General features: G+C 62.3%; 10 protein-coding genes and 1 pseudogene. 4 read left to right on the top strand and 7 right to left on the bottom strand.

The genetic code is table 11. From position 1 onward, the window contains the following. Window positions 1-38 precede the first annotated feature (38 nt). The 3 genes from A9971_RS21020 to A9971_RS21010 all read left to right on the top strand — a co-directional run bounded on the left by A9971_RS21020 (window position 39) and on the right by A9971_RS21010 (window position 5,634). Window positions 39-971, top strand: a complete 933-nt coding sequence (locus A9971_RS21020) for a lipid A biosynthesis lauroyl acyltransferase (protein ID WP_011062648.1) — start codon at window positions 39-41, stop codon at window positions 969-971. A gap of 50 nt (window positions 972-1,021) precedes the next feature. Next, the gene (locus tag A9971_RS21015; RefSeq protein ID WP_015636607.1) at window positions 1,022-2,188 is read left to right on the top strand and encodes a patatin-like phospholipase family protein; all 1,167 of its coding nucleotides are present in this window, start codon (window positions 1,022-1,024) and stop codon (window positions 2,186-2,188) included. A 254-nt stretch (window positions 2,189-2,442) separates the two neighbouring features. Next, window positions 2,443-5,634 (top strand): autotransporter outer membrane beta-barrel domain-containing protein, encoded by a 3,192-nt coding sequence (locus A9971_RS21010; protein ID WP_259652282.1) that lies wholly within the window; start codon window positions 2,443-2,445, stop codon window positions 5,632-5,634. Window positions 5,635-5,710: 76 nt separating this feature from the next. Here the strand turns inward: A9971_RS21010 and denD are convergent, their stop codons facing one another. Together denD and A9971_RS21000 are read right to left on the bottom strand one after the other, a co-directional pair. Continuing rightward, complete coding sequence (gene denD, locus A9971_RS21005) at window positions 5,711-6,685, bottom strand: D-erythronate dehydrogenase (RefSeq protein WP_182999959.1); 975 nt, start codon at window positions 6,683-6,685, stop codon at window positions 5,711-5,713. A 15-nt stretch (window positions 6,686-6,700) separates the two neighbouring features. After that, on the bottom strand, window positions 6,701-8,011 hold the full coding sequence (locus A9971_RS21000) for an MFS transporter (RefSeq protein ID WP_077934613.1): 1,311 nt from the start codon (window positions 8,009-8,011) through the stop codon (window positions 6,701-6,703). A 160-nt stretch (window positions 8,012-8,171) separates the two neighbouring features. Here A9971_RS21000 and A9971_RS20995 point away from each other — a divergent pair, with 160 nt between their 5' ends. Further along, window positions 8,172-8,957: a FadR/GntR family transcriptional regulator gene (locus A9971_RS20995; RefSeq protein WP_019093447.1), complete on the top strand. Its 786-nt coding sequence runs from the start codon at window positions 8,172-8,174 to the stop codon at window positions 8,955-8,957. Window positions 8,958-9,013: 56 nt separating this feature from the next. Here the strand turns inward: A9971_RS20995 and A9971_RS20990 are convergent, their stop codons facing one another. The 5 genes and pseudogenes from A9971_RS20990 to alc form a co-directional block, all read right to left on the bottom strand. After that, complete coding sequence (locus tag A9971_RS20990) at window positions 9,014-9,799, bottom strand: outer membrane protein OmpK (protein ID WP_041119447.1); 786 nt, start codon at window positions 9,797-9,799, stop codon at window positions 9,014-9,016. Window positions 9,800-10,405: 606 nt separating this feature from the next. Next, window positions 10,406-11,796, bottom strand: a pseudogene (locus A9971_RS20985) (nucleobase:cation symporter-2 family protein). 168 nt (window positions 11,797-11,964) lie between these two features. Continuing rightward, window positions 11,965-13,293, bottom strand: a complete 1,329-nt coding sequence (locus A9971_RS20980) for a urate hydroxylase PuuD (RefSeq protein WP_182999958.1) — start codon at window positions 13,291-13,293, stop codon at window positions 11,965-11,967. Window positions 13,294-13,344: 51 nt separating this feature from the next. Beyond that, complete coding sequence (locus A9971_RS20975) at window positions 13,345-13,848, bottom strand: ureidoglycolate lyase (protein WP_011062639.1); 504 nt, start codon at window positions 13,846-13,848, stop codon at window positions 13,345-13,347. A gap of 83 nt (window positions 13,849-13,931) precedes the next feature. Further along, window positions 13,932-14,927: an allantoicase gene (gene alc / locus A9971_RS20970; protein ID WP_047337516.1), complete on the bottom strand. Its 996-nt coding sequence runs from the start codon at window positions 14,925-14,927 to the stop codon at window positions 13,932-13,934. Window positions 14,928-14,939 lie beyond the last annotated feature (12 nt).

Genomic DNA, 14,939 nt, shown 5'->3' with positions numbered 1-14,939 from the left:
TAGAATGCGCGACCTTGTTGTCTGTCCCGGAATCTGTAATGGATCGCCCGCGTTTTCGAGCTGCATTCTTGTCTCCACGTTTCTGGCCGCTGTGGCTGGGGCTTGGTGTGTTATGGCTGATCGTCCAGTTGCCCTATGCCGCACTGCTGCACATCGGTCGCGCCCTCGGGGCGCTGATGTACCGGGTGGCCGGTGAGCGCCGGCGGATTGCCAAGCGCAACCTGGAACTGTGTTTCCCGGAAAAGTCCGCCGCGGAACGCAAACGCCTGCTCAAGGAGAACTTCGCCTCCACCGGGATCGCCTTCTTCGAGATGGCCATGAGCTGGTGGTGGTCCAAGCCGCGGCTGGCTCGGCTGGCCCATGTCGAAGGGCTGGACTACCTCAAGCAGGCCCAGCGCGACGGTCATGGGGTGATTCTCATGGCCCTGCACTTCACCACCCTGGAGATCGGCGCGGCGCTGCTGGGCCAGCAACACACCATCGATGGCATGTACCGCGAACACAAGAACCCACTGTTCGACTTCATCCAGCGCCGCGGGCGCGAGCGCCACAACCTCGATTCCCTAGCGGTGGAGCGCGACGACGTGCGCGGCATGCTCAAGCTGCTGCGGTCCGGACGGGCGATCTGGTATGCGCCGGACCAGGACTATGGCGCCAAGCAGAGCGTTTTCGTGCCGCTGTTCGGTATCCAGGCCGCGACGGTCACCGCTACCAGCAAGTTCGCCCGCCTGGGCAAGGCGCTGGTGGTGCCTTTCACCCAGGAACGCCTGGCCGATGGCAGTGGGTACCGTCTGGTGATCCATGCCCCCCTGGCGGATTTTCCCGGCGCCACCGAAGAGGAGGATTGCCTGCGGATCAATCAGTGGGTGGAAACTGCCTTGCGCGCCTGCCCCGAGCAGTACCTCTGGGCTCACCGTCGCTTCAAGAGCCGGCCGCCAGGCGAGCCCAAGCTCTATAAGAAGCGCGGTTGACCCTCTGGCCTTGATGAGCGGCCCTGGTACGCCATGGATGGAGTGAAGCAATGAGTGCTGGACCGGTAACAGGTTTGATTCTTTCCGGCGGTGGTGCCCGGGCCGCTTATCAAGTCGGCGTGCTGGCGGCGATTGCCGAGTTGCTGGGCCCGGGGGCGCGCAACCCGTTTCCGGTGATCGTCGGCACTTCAGCGGGGGCCATCAATGCCGTCAGCCTGGCCAGTGGCGCCGCGGACTTTTCTGCGGCGATCCAGCGCCTCACGGCGTTCTGGCGCAACTTTCGCAGTGATCAGGTAATGCGCAGCGACTGGCCCGGGGTCATTCGCCAGGCCAGCCGCTTTGTCGGCCACAGCCTGCTGGGGCTGGGTGCCCAGGTGCCGGTGGCGCTGATCAACAACTCGCCGCTGCGCGAGCTGCTCAACGAACACATGCACCTGTCGGGCATCAACGACGCGATTGCCCAGGGCCAATTGCACGCTGTGGCGGTAACCGCGTTCGGCTACGAATCCGGCCAGGCAGTGACCTTCTATCAAGGGGGCGGGGTGATCGATCCCTGGCTGCGGCATCGACGGATCGGCATTCCCACCCATCTGACGGTGGACCACTTGCTGGCCAGTTCGGCGATCCCCTTGCTGTTCGCGCCGGTGAAGCTCGACCAGGAGTATTTCGGCGATGGGGCGGTGCGCCAGTCGGCGCCCATCAGCCCGGCCCTGCACCTGGGGGCCAGCCGTGTGCTGGTGGTGGGCGTCAGCGGCAACCCGCGGGGCAACGATCCGGAGAGTGCCGGGCAGCGGACCTATACCGGTCAGGAGCCGACCCTGGCGCAGATTGGCGGGCACATGCTCAACAGCACCTTCATTGACAGCCTGGAAAGCGATATCGAATTGCTGGAGCGGCTCAATCACTTCAGCCGGTTGCTGCCCGGCAGTGCGGCCGACCGTGCCCTGGGCATTGCTCCAGTGGAAGTACTGGTGATTGCCCCGAGCCAGCCTATCGACGAGATAGCGGCACGCCACCGGCATGAGTTGCCAGCGGCGCTGCGAGTGTTTCTGCGCGGCCCCGGGGCGACCCGCACCAGCGGCGCAGGGGTCTTGAGCTATCTGCTGTTCGAAGCGCCCTACTGCAACGAGCTGATCGAGCTGGGCCGCAGTGACGCCCTGGCCAAGCGCGAGGAGCTGGCGCGCTTCCTTGGGCTGGCGCGCGCGCCACGGGCCTGAATCCGCTTGGGAGCATGCACGCGCCTGCGTGCGGAACAATGCGCGCAGCCCTTCCTGCTCTCTATTGCCGGCGCTGCCGAGGGCCGGTGCAGTCTTTTGAGAACAATCTGATTACAAAGGTTCGGGATCGCTTGGATGATGGTTTCGATCAATGTCGATCATCATCGCGGTTCCTCCTGCTTTCTACGGCCATTTGCTGTCAATTGTGGACATTGTCTTGAGGAGCCTGCGACGCAAATGTGGTAGGTAGTCTCATGCAACGATTGGTCCGCTCGACGCTGTCGGGCCTTTTTACGATGTCCCTCGTGGCTGTGTCGATCCAGGCGCGAGCTGCTGAGTACGGCCAGATTGATCTCTCCAATCCGGCTGGCGGTGATTCGATGAACCTGCATCCGGGCGACTCCGTGATCTATGACGGCCCGGGGGCGGCGATCAACATTTCGGCCAAGGGCAATAACCTGAATGCCGAAGGGGTTGATATCCAGGCCGGTTCCCCGGTCGGCAGTTTCACGGTCGGGGTCAGCGCCAGCGATGGTGGGCACGTGACTCTGGTGGATAGCCAGGTACTGAGCCACCGCACTTACGCGCTCGAGGCCCGTGGTCCTGGCAGTGAAATCGTCGCCACCGGCACCTCGCTCACTTCCCGGCAGTCATTTGGTGCCTACGCGCACGGTGGTGGCCGTATCACGCTTGACGGTGGCAGCATTACCACCCTCGGCACCTATGGCCATGGTGTGGTCGCCTCGGGTGCGGGAACGGTTCTGGACGCTCATAATCTGAGCATCTCTACCAGTAATGCCAACGGATATGGCGCCGAGGTGTCCCAGCGCGCCTCAATGACGCTGGAGGCGGTCACCATCAATACGGCGGGCGAGAACGCTTCGGTTCTGTATGTCAGGGGGGCCGGGTCAAGCCTGGCCTTCATCGACAGCCATGGCACTTCTGCCAGTTACTCCGGCGCCCGACTTTATGGTGGCAAATTCTCGATGCTTGGCGGCAGCCTCACCGCCCACGAGGACGCAGTATTTCTGGGGTACGACTTCGACGGCGTTGGCTCGTCAGCCGATATTCGCGATGCAACGCTGAGCTCCAGCAATGGCTATGGGCTCAACCTCAATGGCGACGCCGCCAGCGCCACGTTGAATAACGTCCGCATCAGCTCCTCTGGAGCTCAAGCAGGCGGAATATGGATGTTCATGCCCGAGACGAAGCTGGTGGCCGATCGCTTCAGCATCGACACCTACGGCGCCCAGTTTGCCCACGGGCTGGATAACCGAGCCGGCCAGGCGACGCTGAGCAACGGCAGCATCACCACTCATGGTGCGAATTCGCTGGGTTTGTACCTGTACAACCAGTTCGACAGCGATGCCAGCATTGAGGCGAGCAATATCAGGATTGAAACCTTTGGCGCCGGATCCTTCGGCGCCCTGGCACAAACTACGGGAGCCGACCTGCGCCTGGCACAGTCTGAGGTCGTCACCCATGGGCAAGCGGCCCATGGTCTGTTCGTGCGGGCGGACGATGCGCGTCTGGCCGTCAGTAGCACCGAGGTCATCACCAACGGCAACGGTGCGTCCGCCCTGGCACTGGGCAATGGTGCGGTGGCAACTTTGGAGAACTCCCGGCTGGCCACTCACGGGGACCTGGCGTCTGGCGTCTGGAGTTATGTCAACAGCGGGACGGCGAGCAATAGCCTTTCGCTGACCGGCAGTCAGATCAGTACCCAGGATGGCGCAGGCTTGCTGGCCAGTGGCGGCGATCATCAGTTCACCCTGATGAACTCGAGCATTGTTGCGCGTGCCGATGGGCAGGAGGCCCAGGGCATCTTTCTGCAGACCCGCCAGGCAGTGTTGAACAATGTTCCCGTCGATACCGGCCAGGTCAGTGTCGAGGCCAGCGGCTCGACGCTGGTGGGCGATGTCCTTGCCCAGAACGGCAGTGTGGACCTGAGCCTCAGCGCCGGCTCGGAATTGACGGGGGCTCTGCGGGCCGAGAGCGGGGGGCGGATCAACAGCTTGCTGCTCGATGACAGCAGCCGCTGGAACATACGCAGTGACTCGACACTGGGCACCTTGACCAACAACGGTACGCTGGTGTTCGGCGCAGCCGGTTTCCAGACCCTGACCGTTAACGACTACATCGGTAATGGCACGATGGTATTCAGCACCCACCTGGGCGGCGACACGTCCCCCAGCGACCGGCTGGTCATCGATGGTGGAACGGCCAGTGGCCGAACCGCAGTGCGAGTGCTCAACGCTGGCGGTAAGGGGGGGCTGACGCAGGAGGGGATCCCCCTGGTGCAGGCGATCAATGGCGGAACCATCGCAGCCGACGCCTTCTACCTGGACACGGGCTCCAGCGGTTATCGTTGGAGCGTCGGCAGCCTTTCGATCAATGGCTATGAGTACAGCCTGGTGCAAGGTGGCATCTCGGGCAACACGAATGACTGGTACCTGACCTCAGAAGCCAGCCAGGTGGCACCGGAAGGCGGGGCATATATCGGCACCCAGCAGGCCACCAGGACAATGTTCGACCATGGCCTGCAGGACCGTGCAAGCAAGCGCAGCCTGGGGGCCGACCGCCAGGATTCGGGACTCTGGATGCGGGCCCAGGGGCGGCATGACAAGGGCATGCGCATGGCCGAAGGCAAGGTCGATATCGATTCCAGCAGCGATGTGGTGCAGATGGGCGGGGCGTTGCTGCGCCGGCCGGTGGGCGCGCAAGGTGCGCTCTATGCCGGGCTCATGGCGGGCTATGGCGACGCGCGCATCGACTCGACCTCCACATTGATGCGCCGCGACACCAATACTGCTGTTCGCGCGAAGGCCCATGGCAAGGTCTCGGGTTATTCGGCGGGCGTGTATGGCACTTTCTATGCGGATGACGTGAACCGGCTGGGCGCCTATGTCGACACCTGGTTGCAGTATGGTCGCTATACCAACCGGCTGAGCAGTGAACTGGGGTCCGCCGATTATGATTCGAACCTATGGTCGGCCTCCCTGGAGTCCGGGTATGCATTGGCGCCATTTGCCGCTGATTCTCCCTTCCGGGCCTGGGTGGTGGAGCCTCGCGGGCAGCTGATCTATAGCCGTTATACCGCCAGGGCCGCAGACTTGCGGGATACGCGGTTGCGCAATGGCACTGCCGATGCCTGGCGCTCCAGTATTGGCGTGCGGCTCTACCAGCAGCCTGGTCAGGCAGCCGATGAATCGGTGCTGCGACCCTTTGTCGAAACCAACTGGCTGCATAGCGAGGCGGTGCCGTCGGTACGGATGGGGAGTAACAGCTTCGATGCCAGGCCATCGCGGGATGCTCTGGAGTTGAAGGTAGGAGCCCAGTTGCGGGTCGCTCGGGATGTGGAGCTATCCAGTCATCTATTCGGCCATTCGGGAAGCGCCAGCGAGTACGGTTACGGCGGGCAGTTGAACCTGAGCTACAGCTGGTAGTGCTTGCAGGTCTTGTGGCAAACCCAGCGAGGACGGCCTCCAGCTCAAGGAGGCCATCCTGGGGGCGGTCCGTTGTTCAACGATGCAGATAATCCCTGATGAACTGTCGGATCACGCTGGCAAAGTCCGGGTCCGCGGTGAAGCCCAGTTGGTTTGCATAAGGTGTGCTGAACGCTCCCGGCCAAGAGCCGACGATGCGCTCGATGGCTGCATCCGGCCGCAATTGAACCTGCCGGGCCACCGCGTCACCGGCCACCTCGCGCAGCGCATCGATCATCTGCTCCACTGTCTGTGACAAACCGGGCATGTTGATCACCCGGCCCTGGCTCAAGCGCTCGGCGGCCAGCTCATGACCGTGAACCAGGTTGGCAATGGCCTGTGCCGGTGACATCAGCCATAGCCGGGTGTTCAAGGGCACCGGGCAGACACTGGCCTGACCGTTGAGGGGCTCACGGATGATGCCGCTGGCAAAGCTTGATGCCGCCAGATTCGGCTTGCCGGGGCGCACGACGATGGTGGGCATGCGCAGGCTGCGGCCATCGACGAAGCCGCGACGGCTATAGTCGGCCAGCAGCAGGTCGTTCATGGCTTTCTGGGTGCCATAGGAACTCTGGGGTGACCAGACTTGATCATCGCCGACGGTGTCCGGCAGTTGCCCACCGAAGACGGCCACCGAGCTGGTCATCACCCACTTCGGGCAAGTACCCAACTGTCGCGCGCGTTCCAGCAGTCCCTGGGTGGCGCTGAAGTTGACGCGCATGCCCAGATCGAAATCGCTTTCTGCCTGGCTGGAGACCACTGCGGCCAGGTGAAAGATGCCCTGGGTGTCGGCGTCGATCAGGTTCGCCAGGACCTGGGGATCGGTGATATCCCCACCCTTGACCTGGACCCGAGGGTCGTCGAGGCCTTGCACGGGGTCGCGGTCGAACGCGGTAATCCGCTGAATGGGGCGCAACTGGCCGTGACGGTCGGTGAGTGAGCCGCGCTCGAGCAGGGCCTGGATCAGGCGGCGTCCGAGAAACCCGGCGGCGCCGGTGACAAGAATATTCATGAGTGACTCCAACTATCAGCGATTGACCAGTTTTCCGGGGATCTTGAAGACCAGCAGGGCTCCGACGAACAGCGCACTGGCCATCACGTACATGCCGATGGTGGTGCTCTGGGTCAGGTCCTTGAGAAAGCCCATCAGGTAGGGTGAAACGAACCCGGCGAGGTTGCCCCAGGAGTTGATCAGGGCAATCCCGGCTGCCGCTGCGGTGCCGCCGAGAAAGGCAGTGGGCAGGCTCCAGAACAGTGGCAGGGTGCTGAAGGCGCCCATGGCCCCCAGGGTCAGGCCGATCATCGACACTGTGAAGTTGTCGCTCCAGGTGGCGGAAATCATCAGCCCCACCCCACCCAGCACCGCGGTCAGCGCCAGGTGCCAGCGACGTTCGCGCAGGCGGTCGGCACTGCGGGATATCAGCACCATGGTCAGCGCCGCTGCGGCATAGGGAATCGCGGTGAGCATGCCGACCTGGAAGACGTCGCTGACGCCTGCCTGGCGAATCAAGGAGGGCAGCCAGAAACCGACGGTGTAGAAGCCGGCGATCATGCAGAAGTAGATGGCGGTCAGCAGCCAGATCCGCGGCTGACCGAACACTTGGCGCACGCTGTGTACCTGGTGGCCGTCGGTTTCGGCTTCGATCCTGCTCTGCAGCAGGGTCTTCTGTTCCCGGGTCAGCCAGCCGGCGTCGGCGATCCGGTCGCTGAGGCAGTAGATCACCAGGCCGCCCACCAGAATCGAGGGCAGGCCTTCGAGAAAGAACATCCACTGCCAGCCGGCGAAACCGTGATGGCCATTGAGGGCGCTCATGATCCACCCGGATAGCGGTGCGCCGATCAGCCCCGAAAGCGGCACGGCGGTAGCGAACAGTGCGTACATCTTGCCGCGGCGGTTGGAGGGGAACCAGTACGACAGGTAGAGGATCACCCCCGGGTAGAACCCGGCCTCGGCGATGCCCAGCAGAAAGCGCATGACATAGAAGGAAGTGGGGGTGCTGACGAAGGCCATGCACGAGGAAATGAGGCCCCAACTGATCATGATGCGCGCGATCCACAGCCGCGCGCCGACTCGATGCAGGATCAGGTTGCTGGGGATCTCCACCAGAAAGTAGGCAATGAAGAAGATCCCGGCGCCCAGGCCATAGACCGCTTCGGAAAACTGCAGGTCTTCGGACATCTGCAGCTTGGCGAAGCCGACGTTGACCCGGTCCAGATAGGCCACCAGGTAGCACAGCAACAGTAGCGGCAGGATGCGCCAGGCGACTTTACGGTAGGCCAGGTCCTCGAAGGAGGCGGTGACCGGGGCCGAGGTGGTTTGCGACAGTGATTCAGGCATGTCTTTACCCATCCTTGTTTCTTGTATTTGGGTGATTTTGTTTTTATCGGACTTGCTGACATGGCTTAGATAACATAATACATCATACGAATTCAATGGCGGGCTTCGGGCAGGACGGCGTGCCTGAAATGCAGTACCGTTAGCCAATTTGACTACCGAGATGCCCATGTCCAAGCCTGATAACGCTTTCCCCGCCGCCGATTCCCTGGCGACGCTCAAGGATTCGGCCAAGGGCACGCTGGCGGACCAGGTGACTGCGGCGCTCAAGGCACACATCGCCAATGGCGAAGTCCTGCCGGGAGCGCGCCTGCCCACCGAACCGGTTCTGTGCGAGCGTTTCGGCGTCAGCCGCACCGTCATCCGCGAGGCCATATCGCGCTTGAAGTCGGCGGGCCTGGTGGAGGTGCGCCAAGGCAGCGGCACCGTGGTGTGCGAGGGCGCCCATATCAAGGCGTTCACTATCGACCTGGACGTACGTGGCTCGATCGAGGCGGTGCTCAGGGTCACCGAACTGCGTCGTGGTATCGAAGGCGAGGCGGCGGCCCTGGCGGCCCAGCGCCATACCCCTTCGCAGTTAGAGGCGATTCATCAGGCGTTGCTGGCTATCGATAGCGCCGAGCAGGCGGGCCAGGATGGGGTGGAGCAGGACCTGGCGTTCCATCTGTCGATTTCCCAGGCCACCGGTAATCCGCTGTACCCCTCCCTGCATGAATTCATTGCGCAATTCATCAAGGAAGCGATTCGTATCACCCGCTCCAATGAGGAACGGCGCAAGGATCTGGCGCGCACGGTGCGTGCCGAGCATCTGGCGGTCTATCGGGCGATTGCGGCGCGGGATGTCGAAGGGGCGAGGCAAGCGGCGCTGAGCCACATCCATAACGCGGTGGAGCGGCTTAAGAGTGCCGATCCGGCATTCTGGCGTGATTCCGGTTCACGCATTGCCTGATGGCAAATACCGCCTGCGCCCCTCCATGGAGGGGCGCAGGCGGCATCAGCCAAGCATCAGAAGTGGTACTTGACCAGCAGGCTGGCGGTGTCCTGGTTGGTCTCGAAGTTGCGCGAGTCCTCGATACCGTACTTGTTCTTCCAGTAGTCGTACTCGAAGCCGACGTACAGCTGCTTGGCGCCCCAATTCAGCGCCTTGCCCAGGTCGTACTTGATCTGCGGGTTGAAGTGCAGGTTGGCGTGGTAGGTACCCTTGGCGTTCTGGTCGTTGTCCACCACCCAGTCCATGTAGCCGTCGATCAGGATGTCCGAACGGCCCACGGGAATGGTGTAGGACCACACTGGCGTGATCTGCCAGACGTTGTCGCCCGGGCGGCTGCCCTCGGTGTGGCGCTGGTAGAAGTTCAGCTGGAAATAGTCGAAGCCAGGGACTGCCAGGTCGAAGCCCGGGCCGATCAGGTAGGACTCGTTGTCACCTTCGCCAAACTCGTAGGTGAACGCCAGGAGCACGTCCTTGATCGGGCCGAATTCAAGTTTCTGGTCGAAGATCTTGCCGAACGACAGGCGTGGCGTGAACTCGCCGTAGTAAGTGTCGGGGCCGACGTTGCCGTCTTTCTTGCCGTTATAGAAGATGCGGTCGAGGAAGAAAAAGTTATCCCCGTACTTCCAGGCATCGGCATGTTCGAAAGTGACCGTCTGTTGAATCTGCGGGTTAACTTCGAAGTTCTTGCCATACAAGTAAGTCAGGCTGTTGTTCTGCCATTGCAACAGGTCGCCAGCCACGGCCTGCCCCCCGGCCAGCAAGCTGGCGGCCAACATCAGGCTCTTGCACATCGGTTTCATTCGGTTGCTCCCAAGTAGGTAGTTCCACGTTTTTTTGGCTTGGCGCTCTGGTTTGGCGCCTTTTTTCGGTGCTGCAAAAAACCATCCGATCGGTCAGCTTTGTTGCTGTTAGCAAGAGCTGAGCCAAGGCCGAAAAAAAGCAAAAAACTCCCGTCCGGCTGTAGCGATACCGCCGGGCGAGAGTGTTTTTCGCGATGTTTTCTTGCGCCTTGTTACCTGTCCAGGCCGGGATAAGTTGGCTCTTGGGTCAGGTTTTTCATCCGGGCTTTTTTTTAGACCAGACTTGCGCGGCCGCGGAGAATACTGGCTCTCACGGCAGGGCTCAAGTGCTCCGCAACGGCGCACTTGCAACCACTTTGGGGCGGGTATGCGGGTCATCTCAGGCAAGCATCCGCATTGAAGGGCAATAGAGTGCCAATGACTGGCGGCCGTCAGGGGGATTGCATGGCGCTAATGGCCGTCCAGCGGCCACCGCCAGGAAAGCCTGGGCAGGCTGCATAGGTGTTGCTCCCTGTTTGTTCTTATTTTCAAGGCGCAGCGTCTAATGGGTAGCGCTCGATCCTGAGTGGGCGAGCGCTGCGGTCAAGCATGAACGGTGAAGCAAGGTCAGGGCGCCGAACCGGCACCCTGCTGGTGACTCAGTGCTGATGGGCGTGATCCGCATTGCTGGCCGCGCGCTCGCTCCCCCCGAGAATGTTGAACAGCAGGTTCAGCACCAGCGCACTCAAGGTCGCCATGGCGATGCCACTGTGGGTGATGGGGCTCATCCACAGGGGCAGGTGGGCGAAGAACTCGGGGCGCACCACGGGAATCAGGCCCATGCCGATGCTCACGGCCACCAGCAACTGATTGCGCCGGTCGGCGATGTCGGCTTCCTGGAGGATCTTGATCCCGGTCGCAGCCACCATGCCGAACATGGCGATGGCCGCGCCCCCCAGCACCGCCGGTGGAATCGACGCCACCAGGAACGCCGCCTTGGGCAGCAGGCTGAGGACGATCAGCAGGCCGCCGGCGACCATGGTCACGGAACGGCAGCGCACGCCGGTCATCTGCACCAGGCCGATGTTCTGGGCAAAGGAGGAGTGGGTGAAGGTGTTGAGGAAGCCAGCGAAGAACGATGCCCCGGCATCACACAGCAAGCCGCGACGCAGCATGCGTGGGGTGACCTCCTGGCCGGTGATCTTGCCCAGGGCCAGGAACATCCCGGTGGACTCGACGAAGATGATCACCACCACCAGGCACATGGAGAGGATCGGGGCCAGGTGGAACTGCGGCATGCCGAAGTGCAGCGGTGTGACTACCTGCAGCCAGGGCGCCTGGGCCATGCCGCTGAGGTCGACCATACCGATCAGGCCGCAGAGGATGTAGCCCAGGCCCATGCCGATCAGTACCGAGATGTTCACCCAGAAGCCGCGCATGAAGCGGTGGATCAGCAGGATGGTACCCAGCACCAGGGCGGCGATGGTCAGGTAGATGGGCGAGCCGAACTGGGCTGCGCTGCTGCCTCCGCCTGCCCAGTTCACCGCCACGGGAAACAGCGAGAGACCGATCGAGGTGATGACCGTGCCAGTGACCAGCGGCGGGAAGAAGCGCACCACCTTGGACATGAACGGCGCGATCAGCATGCCGAAGAAACCGGCGGCGATGGTTGCGCCGAAAATTCCCTGCATGCCGATGCCGGGCATGCCGGCCATGGCCACCATGCTGCCCACCGCGGCGAAGCTGGCCCCCATCATCACCGGCATGCGAATGCCCATGGGGCCGATGCCCATTGACTGGACGATGGTGGCGATCCCGGCAACCAGCAGGTCGGCATTGATCAGGAAGGCGATTTCTTCACGACTCAGGCCAGCGGCCTGTCCGATGATCAGCGGTACCGCGATTGCACCGCCATACATCAGCAGGACGTGCTGCAGGCCGACCAGGATCAGTTGCAGGAAGGGCAAGCGCTGAATGGCGGGCGCATCGGGGACGCACTGTTCGGATGAATCGGACATGCAACACCTCGGATCTTTTTATTCTTGTGATTTAACCGCTGCGTCTTTACGCGCAACGTGTTTGCAACAGGCGAATCTTCTGACTGATGGCAAGAAAGCCCGCTCCTACAGACAATTGCGGTTCTGTAGGAGCGAGCTTGCTCGCGAATCAGCCGGGTACCCGGCTGATCAGTTGGTCTGGGCTCCCTGGGTAATCCAGGCACCGACCAGCTCGCGTTCCTGCTGGGTCATCTGGGTGATGTTGCCCAGCGGCATGATCTGGCTGGCGACGGCCTGGGCCTGGATCCGCGCGGCTTGCAGGCGGATCTGCTCAGGAGTGTCGAACATCACCCCTGCAGGTGCTGCGCTGAACAGGGGGCTGGTGGGCTTGGCCGAATGGCAGACCGCGCAACGCTCCTGGATCACGCTATGCACCTTGTCGAAGGACGGGCCGGCATTGGCCGCCTGCGCCGGGGCGCTGGCCGGAGCCGTTGCCGCAGCGGCTGGAGCGGCCGGTGCCGGTGCCTCTGTCGCAGCCGAGGTTGCCGGCTTGCCGCCCAGGGCGGTTTCCGGCAATGGCTGGTACTGGGTCTGGGCCTTGGCCACTTCCGGAGCGCTTGGCGCTGGGGTCGGGCCGGTCACGTAGGCCAGGCAGATCATGCCCAGTGCCGCGACGGGCAGGGTCCAGGCGAACTTGTGGCTGTCATGACGGGTGTTGAAGTAATGACGCACCAATACCGCCAGGACCGCGATCCCGGCCAGGATCAACCAGTTGTACTGGCTGCCGTAGGTGCTCGGGAAGTGGTTGCTGATCATGATGAACAGCACGGGCAGGGTGAAGTAGTTGTTGTGACGCGAGCGCAGCAGGCCCTTGGCCGGCAGGGCCGGGTCGGGGGTGCGGTTTTCCGCGATCGCTGCCACCAGCGCGCGCTGGGCCGGCATGATGATGCGGAACACGTTGCCCACCATGATGGTGCCGATGATGGCGCCCACATGCAGGTACGCGCCACGGCCACTGAACACCTTGCTGAAGCCATAGGCAGCGCCGATCAGCAGGAGGAACAGGATGAAGCCGAGCAGGGCGGGTTTCTTGCCCAGTGGCGAATCGCAGAGGAAGTCATAGACGAACCAGCCGGCGATCAACGCACCGATACCGATGGCCACGCCTTCAGGGCCGGTCAGGCCGCTGCCGGGGGCAACCAGGTAGAGCATCGGGTTGAAGTAGAACACCAGGCACAGCAGGGCAATCCCGGACATCCAGGTGAAGTAGGCTTCCCATTTGAACCAGTGCAGGTTCTCCGGCATCGAGGGCGGTGCCAGCTTGTATTTTTCCAGGTGATAGATACCACCGCCGTGAATCGCCCAGAGGTCGCCGGACAGGCCGTCCTTGGGGTTGACGCGGTTGAGGTTGTTCTCCAGCCAGACGAAATAGAACGATGCGCCGATCCAGGCCACACCAGTGATCATATGTACCCAACGCACGCTCAGGTTGAGCCATTCCAACAGATGTGCTTCCACAGTCTTTACCTCTTGCCTGCCACCCTTGTTGTCGGGTGATCAGACCTTCTCTTATTGGTGGGGGGCGAGGATCAAACGCTCATCCTCTTTGAAGAAATGCTCATCGCAGTTATTGCCAGTGCCACTGCGATCAACCACCAGGAAGTCATCCCGCTTTTCGATCGTCAGCACCGGGTGGTGCCAGACGCCGCGATGGTAATTAATGCCCTGCCTGCCATTACTGACAAAGGCACGGACCAAGCCCGATACAGGTTCATCGCCAAGTGGCGCGACCACGATCAGAAAGGGATTGCCGAGCAGCGGGATGAAAGCCTGGCTGCCCAGCGGATGGCGTTCCAGCATGCGGATGGTCAGCGGCATGTCCAGCGCGTCGGCGCGGAAGATGCTGATGATGGCCTGGTCTTCCGGCTGAGCGGTCTCGACCGTTGCCAGGCGGTGGAAGCGCATGGTCGAACCGTTGTTGATCATGAAGTGATCGCTGCCGTCGGTCTCGATTACGTCACCGAAAGGGGCGAAGGCTTCTTTGCTCAGGGGCTCAATCACTAATGTGCGCATGCTGTTCTTCTTATCTCGAGTTCGTTGTTGTCTGGTCCGTGGCTACTGCGGGCAAACCGGTCGCCCGCGCGCTGCGCGACCCTTTATTTTTTGACCTTGCCCAGCAGTCGCAGGCGGCTGACGCCACCGTCCGGGAATACATTCAGGCGCACGTGGGTAATAGCCCCCAGTGCCCTGATCTGTTCGACGAAACTGTGTTCGGCGTGCATTTCCAACTTCTGGCTGGGTAGCAGTTCACGCCAGAACAGGCTCTGGGTTTCGATCTGGCTGTCGGTGCCACCCTTGACGAAGGCGCCCTGGATCGAACAGCTGTCCGGGTAGTTGCCCTTGAAGTGCAGGGTGTCGACGATGATCTTTTCGATTTCACCGGCATGGCCCAGGGCGATGATCACCCAGTCGTTGCCGGGAGTACGGCGCCGGGCGGTTTCCCAGCCGTCACCCATGTTGATGCCGCGGCCGGGGTTGAGGAGGTTGCCCATGCGCCCGAAGTGCTCGTCGGAGCAGGCCAGGGCGCGGCCGCCGTTGAGGGCGGCAGCCAGGTCGACCTGTTCGTCGTCGCCGATGGCCGACCAGTCGCGGTAGGGAATGCCGTAGACCCGCAGCCGTGCTACGCCGCCATCGGGGTAGATGTTGAAGCGCAGGTGGCTGAACGGCTGGTGGTTGTGGATCTCGTGGTAGTGGTGGCTGTTGCCCTGCAATTCCACCGCCGACAGCACTTCGGTCCACTGGGTGTTTTCATCCGGTTCGCCTGCGGCCAGGAAGCAGGCTTCCAGGGAGGCCGAGGGCGGGAAGTTGCCGGTGAAGAATGAAGTGTCGATGTCCACGCCCTTGATCGAGCCGGCCACGCCGAGGCGAATGACCGCACTGTCGTAGCCTTCGAAGCGCTTGCGGCGTGATTCCCAGCCATCCATCCACTTGCCGTTGTCATCGAATACGCCTTCCTTCCACACCGCCGGAGTCGGTTGGAACAGGCGGTTGGCGTCGGCGAACCAGTCATCGGTGACCGAGATGATCTTGGTCCCCAGCCGGGCATCGGCCAGGTTGACGAACTTCTCGAAAGCTACGGCGTTGGTTTTCATTCTTCTTGTCTG

The sequence above is a fragment of the Pseudomonas sp. UME65 genome (assembly GCF_014170225.1).
GTDB lineage: Bacteria > Pseudomonadota > Gammaproteobacteria > Pseudomonadales > Pseudomonadaceae > Aquipseudomonas > Aquipseudomonas protegens.
This window is presented reverse-complemented; position numbering and strand designations above follow the sequence as displayed.

Bases quoted from the DNA above. Each gene is read 5' to 3' on its own strand.
- A9971_RS21020 (WP_011062648.1), top strand. From the start codon at position 39: ATGGATCGCCCGCGTTTTCGAGCTGCATTCTTGTCTCCACGTTTCTGG.
- A9971_RS21015 (WP_015636607.1), top strand. From the start codon at position 1,022: ATGAGTGCTGGACCGGTAACAGGTTTGATTCTTTCCGGCGGTGGTGCC.
- A9971_RS21010 (WP_259652282.1), top strand. From the start codon at position 2,443: ATGCAACGATTGGTCCGCTCGACGCTGTCGGGCCTTTTTACGATGTCC.
- denD (WP_182999959.1), bottom strand. From the start codon at position 6,685: ATGAATATTCTTGTCACCGGCGCCGCCGGGTTTCTCGGACGCCGCCTG.
- A9971_RS21000 (WP_077934613.1), bottom strand. From the start codon at position 8,011: ATGCCTGAATCACTGTCGCAAACCACCTCGGCCCCGGTCACCGCCTCC.
- A9971_RS20995 (WP_019093447.1), top strand. From the start codon at position 8,172: ATGCCCATGTCCAAGCCTGATAACGCTTTCCCCGCCGCCGATTCCCTG.
- A9971_RS20990 (WP_041119447.1), bottom strand. From the start codon at position 9,799: ATGAAACCGATGTGCAAGAGCCTGATGTTGGCCGCCAGCTTGCTGGCC.
- A9971_RS20975 (WP_011062639.1), bottom strand. From the start codon at position 13,848: ATGCGCACATTAGTGATTGAGCCCCTGAGCAAAGAAGCCTTCGCCCCT.
- alc (WP_047337516.1), bottom strand. From the start codon at position 14,927: ATGAAAACCAACGCCGTAGCTTTCGAGAAGTTCGTCAACCTGGCCGAT.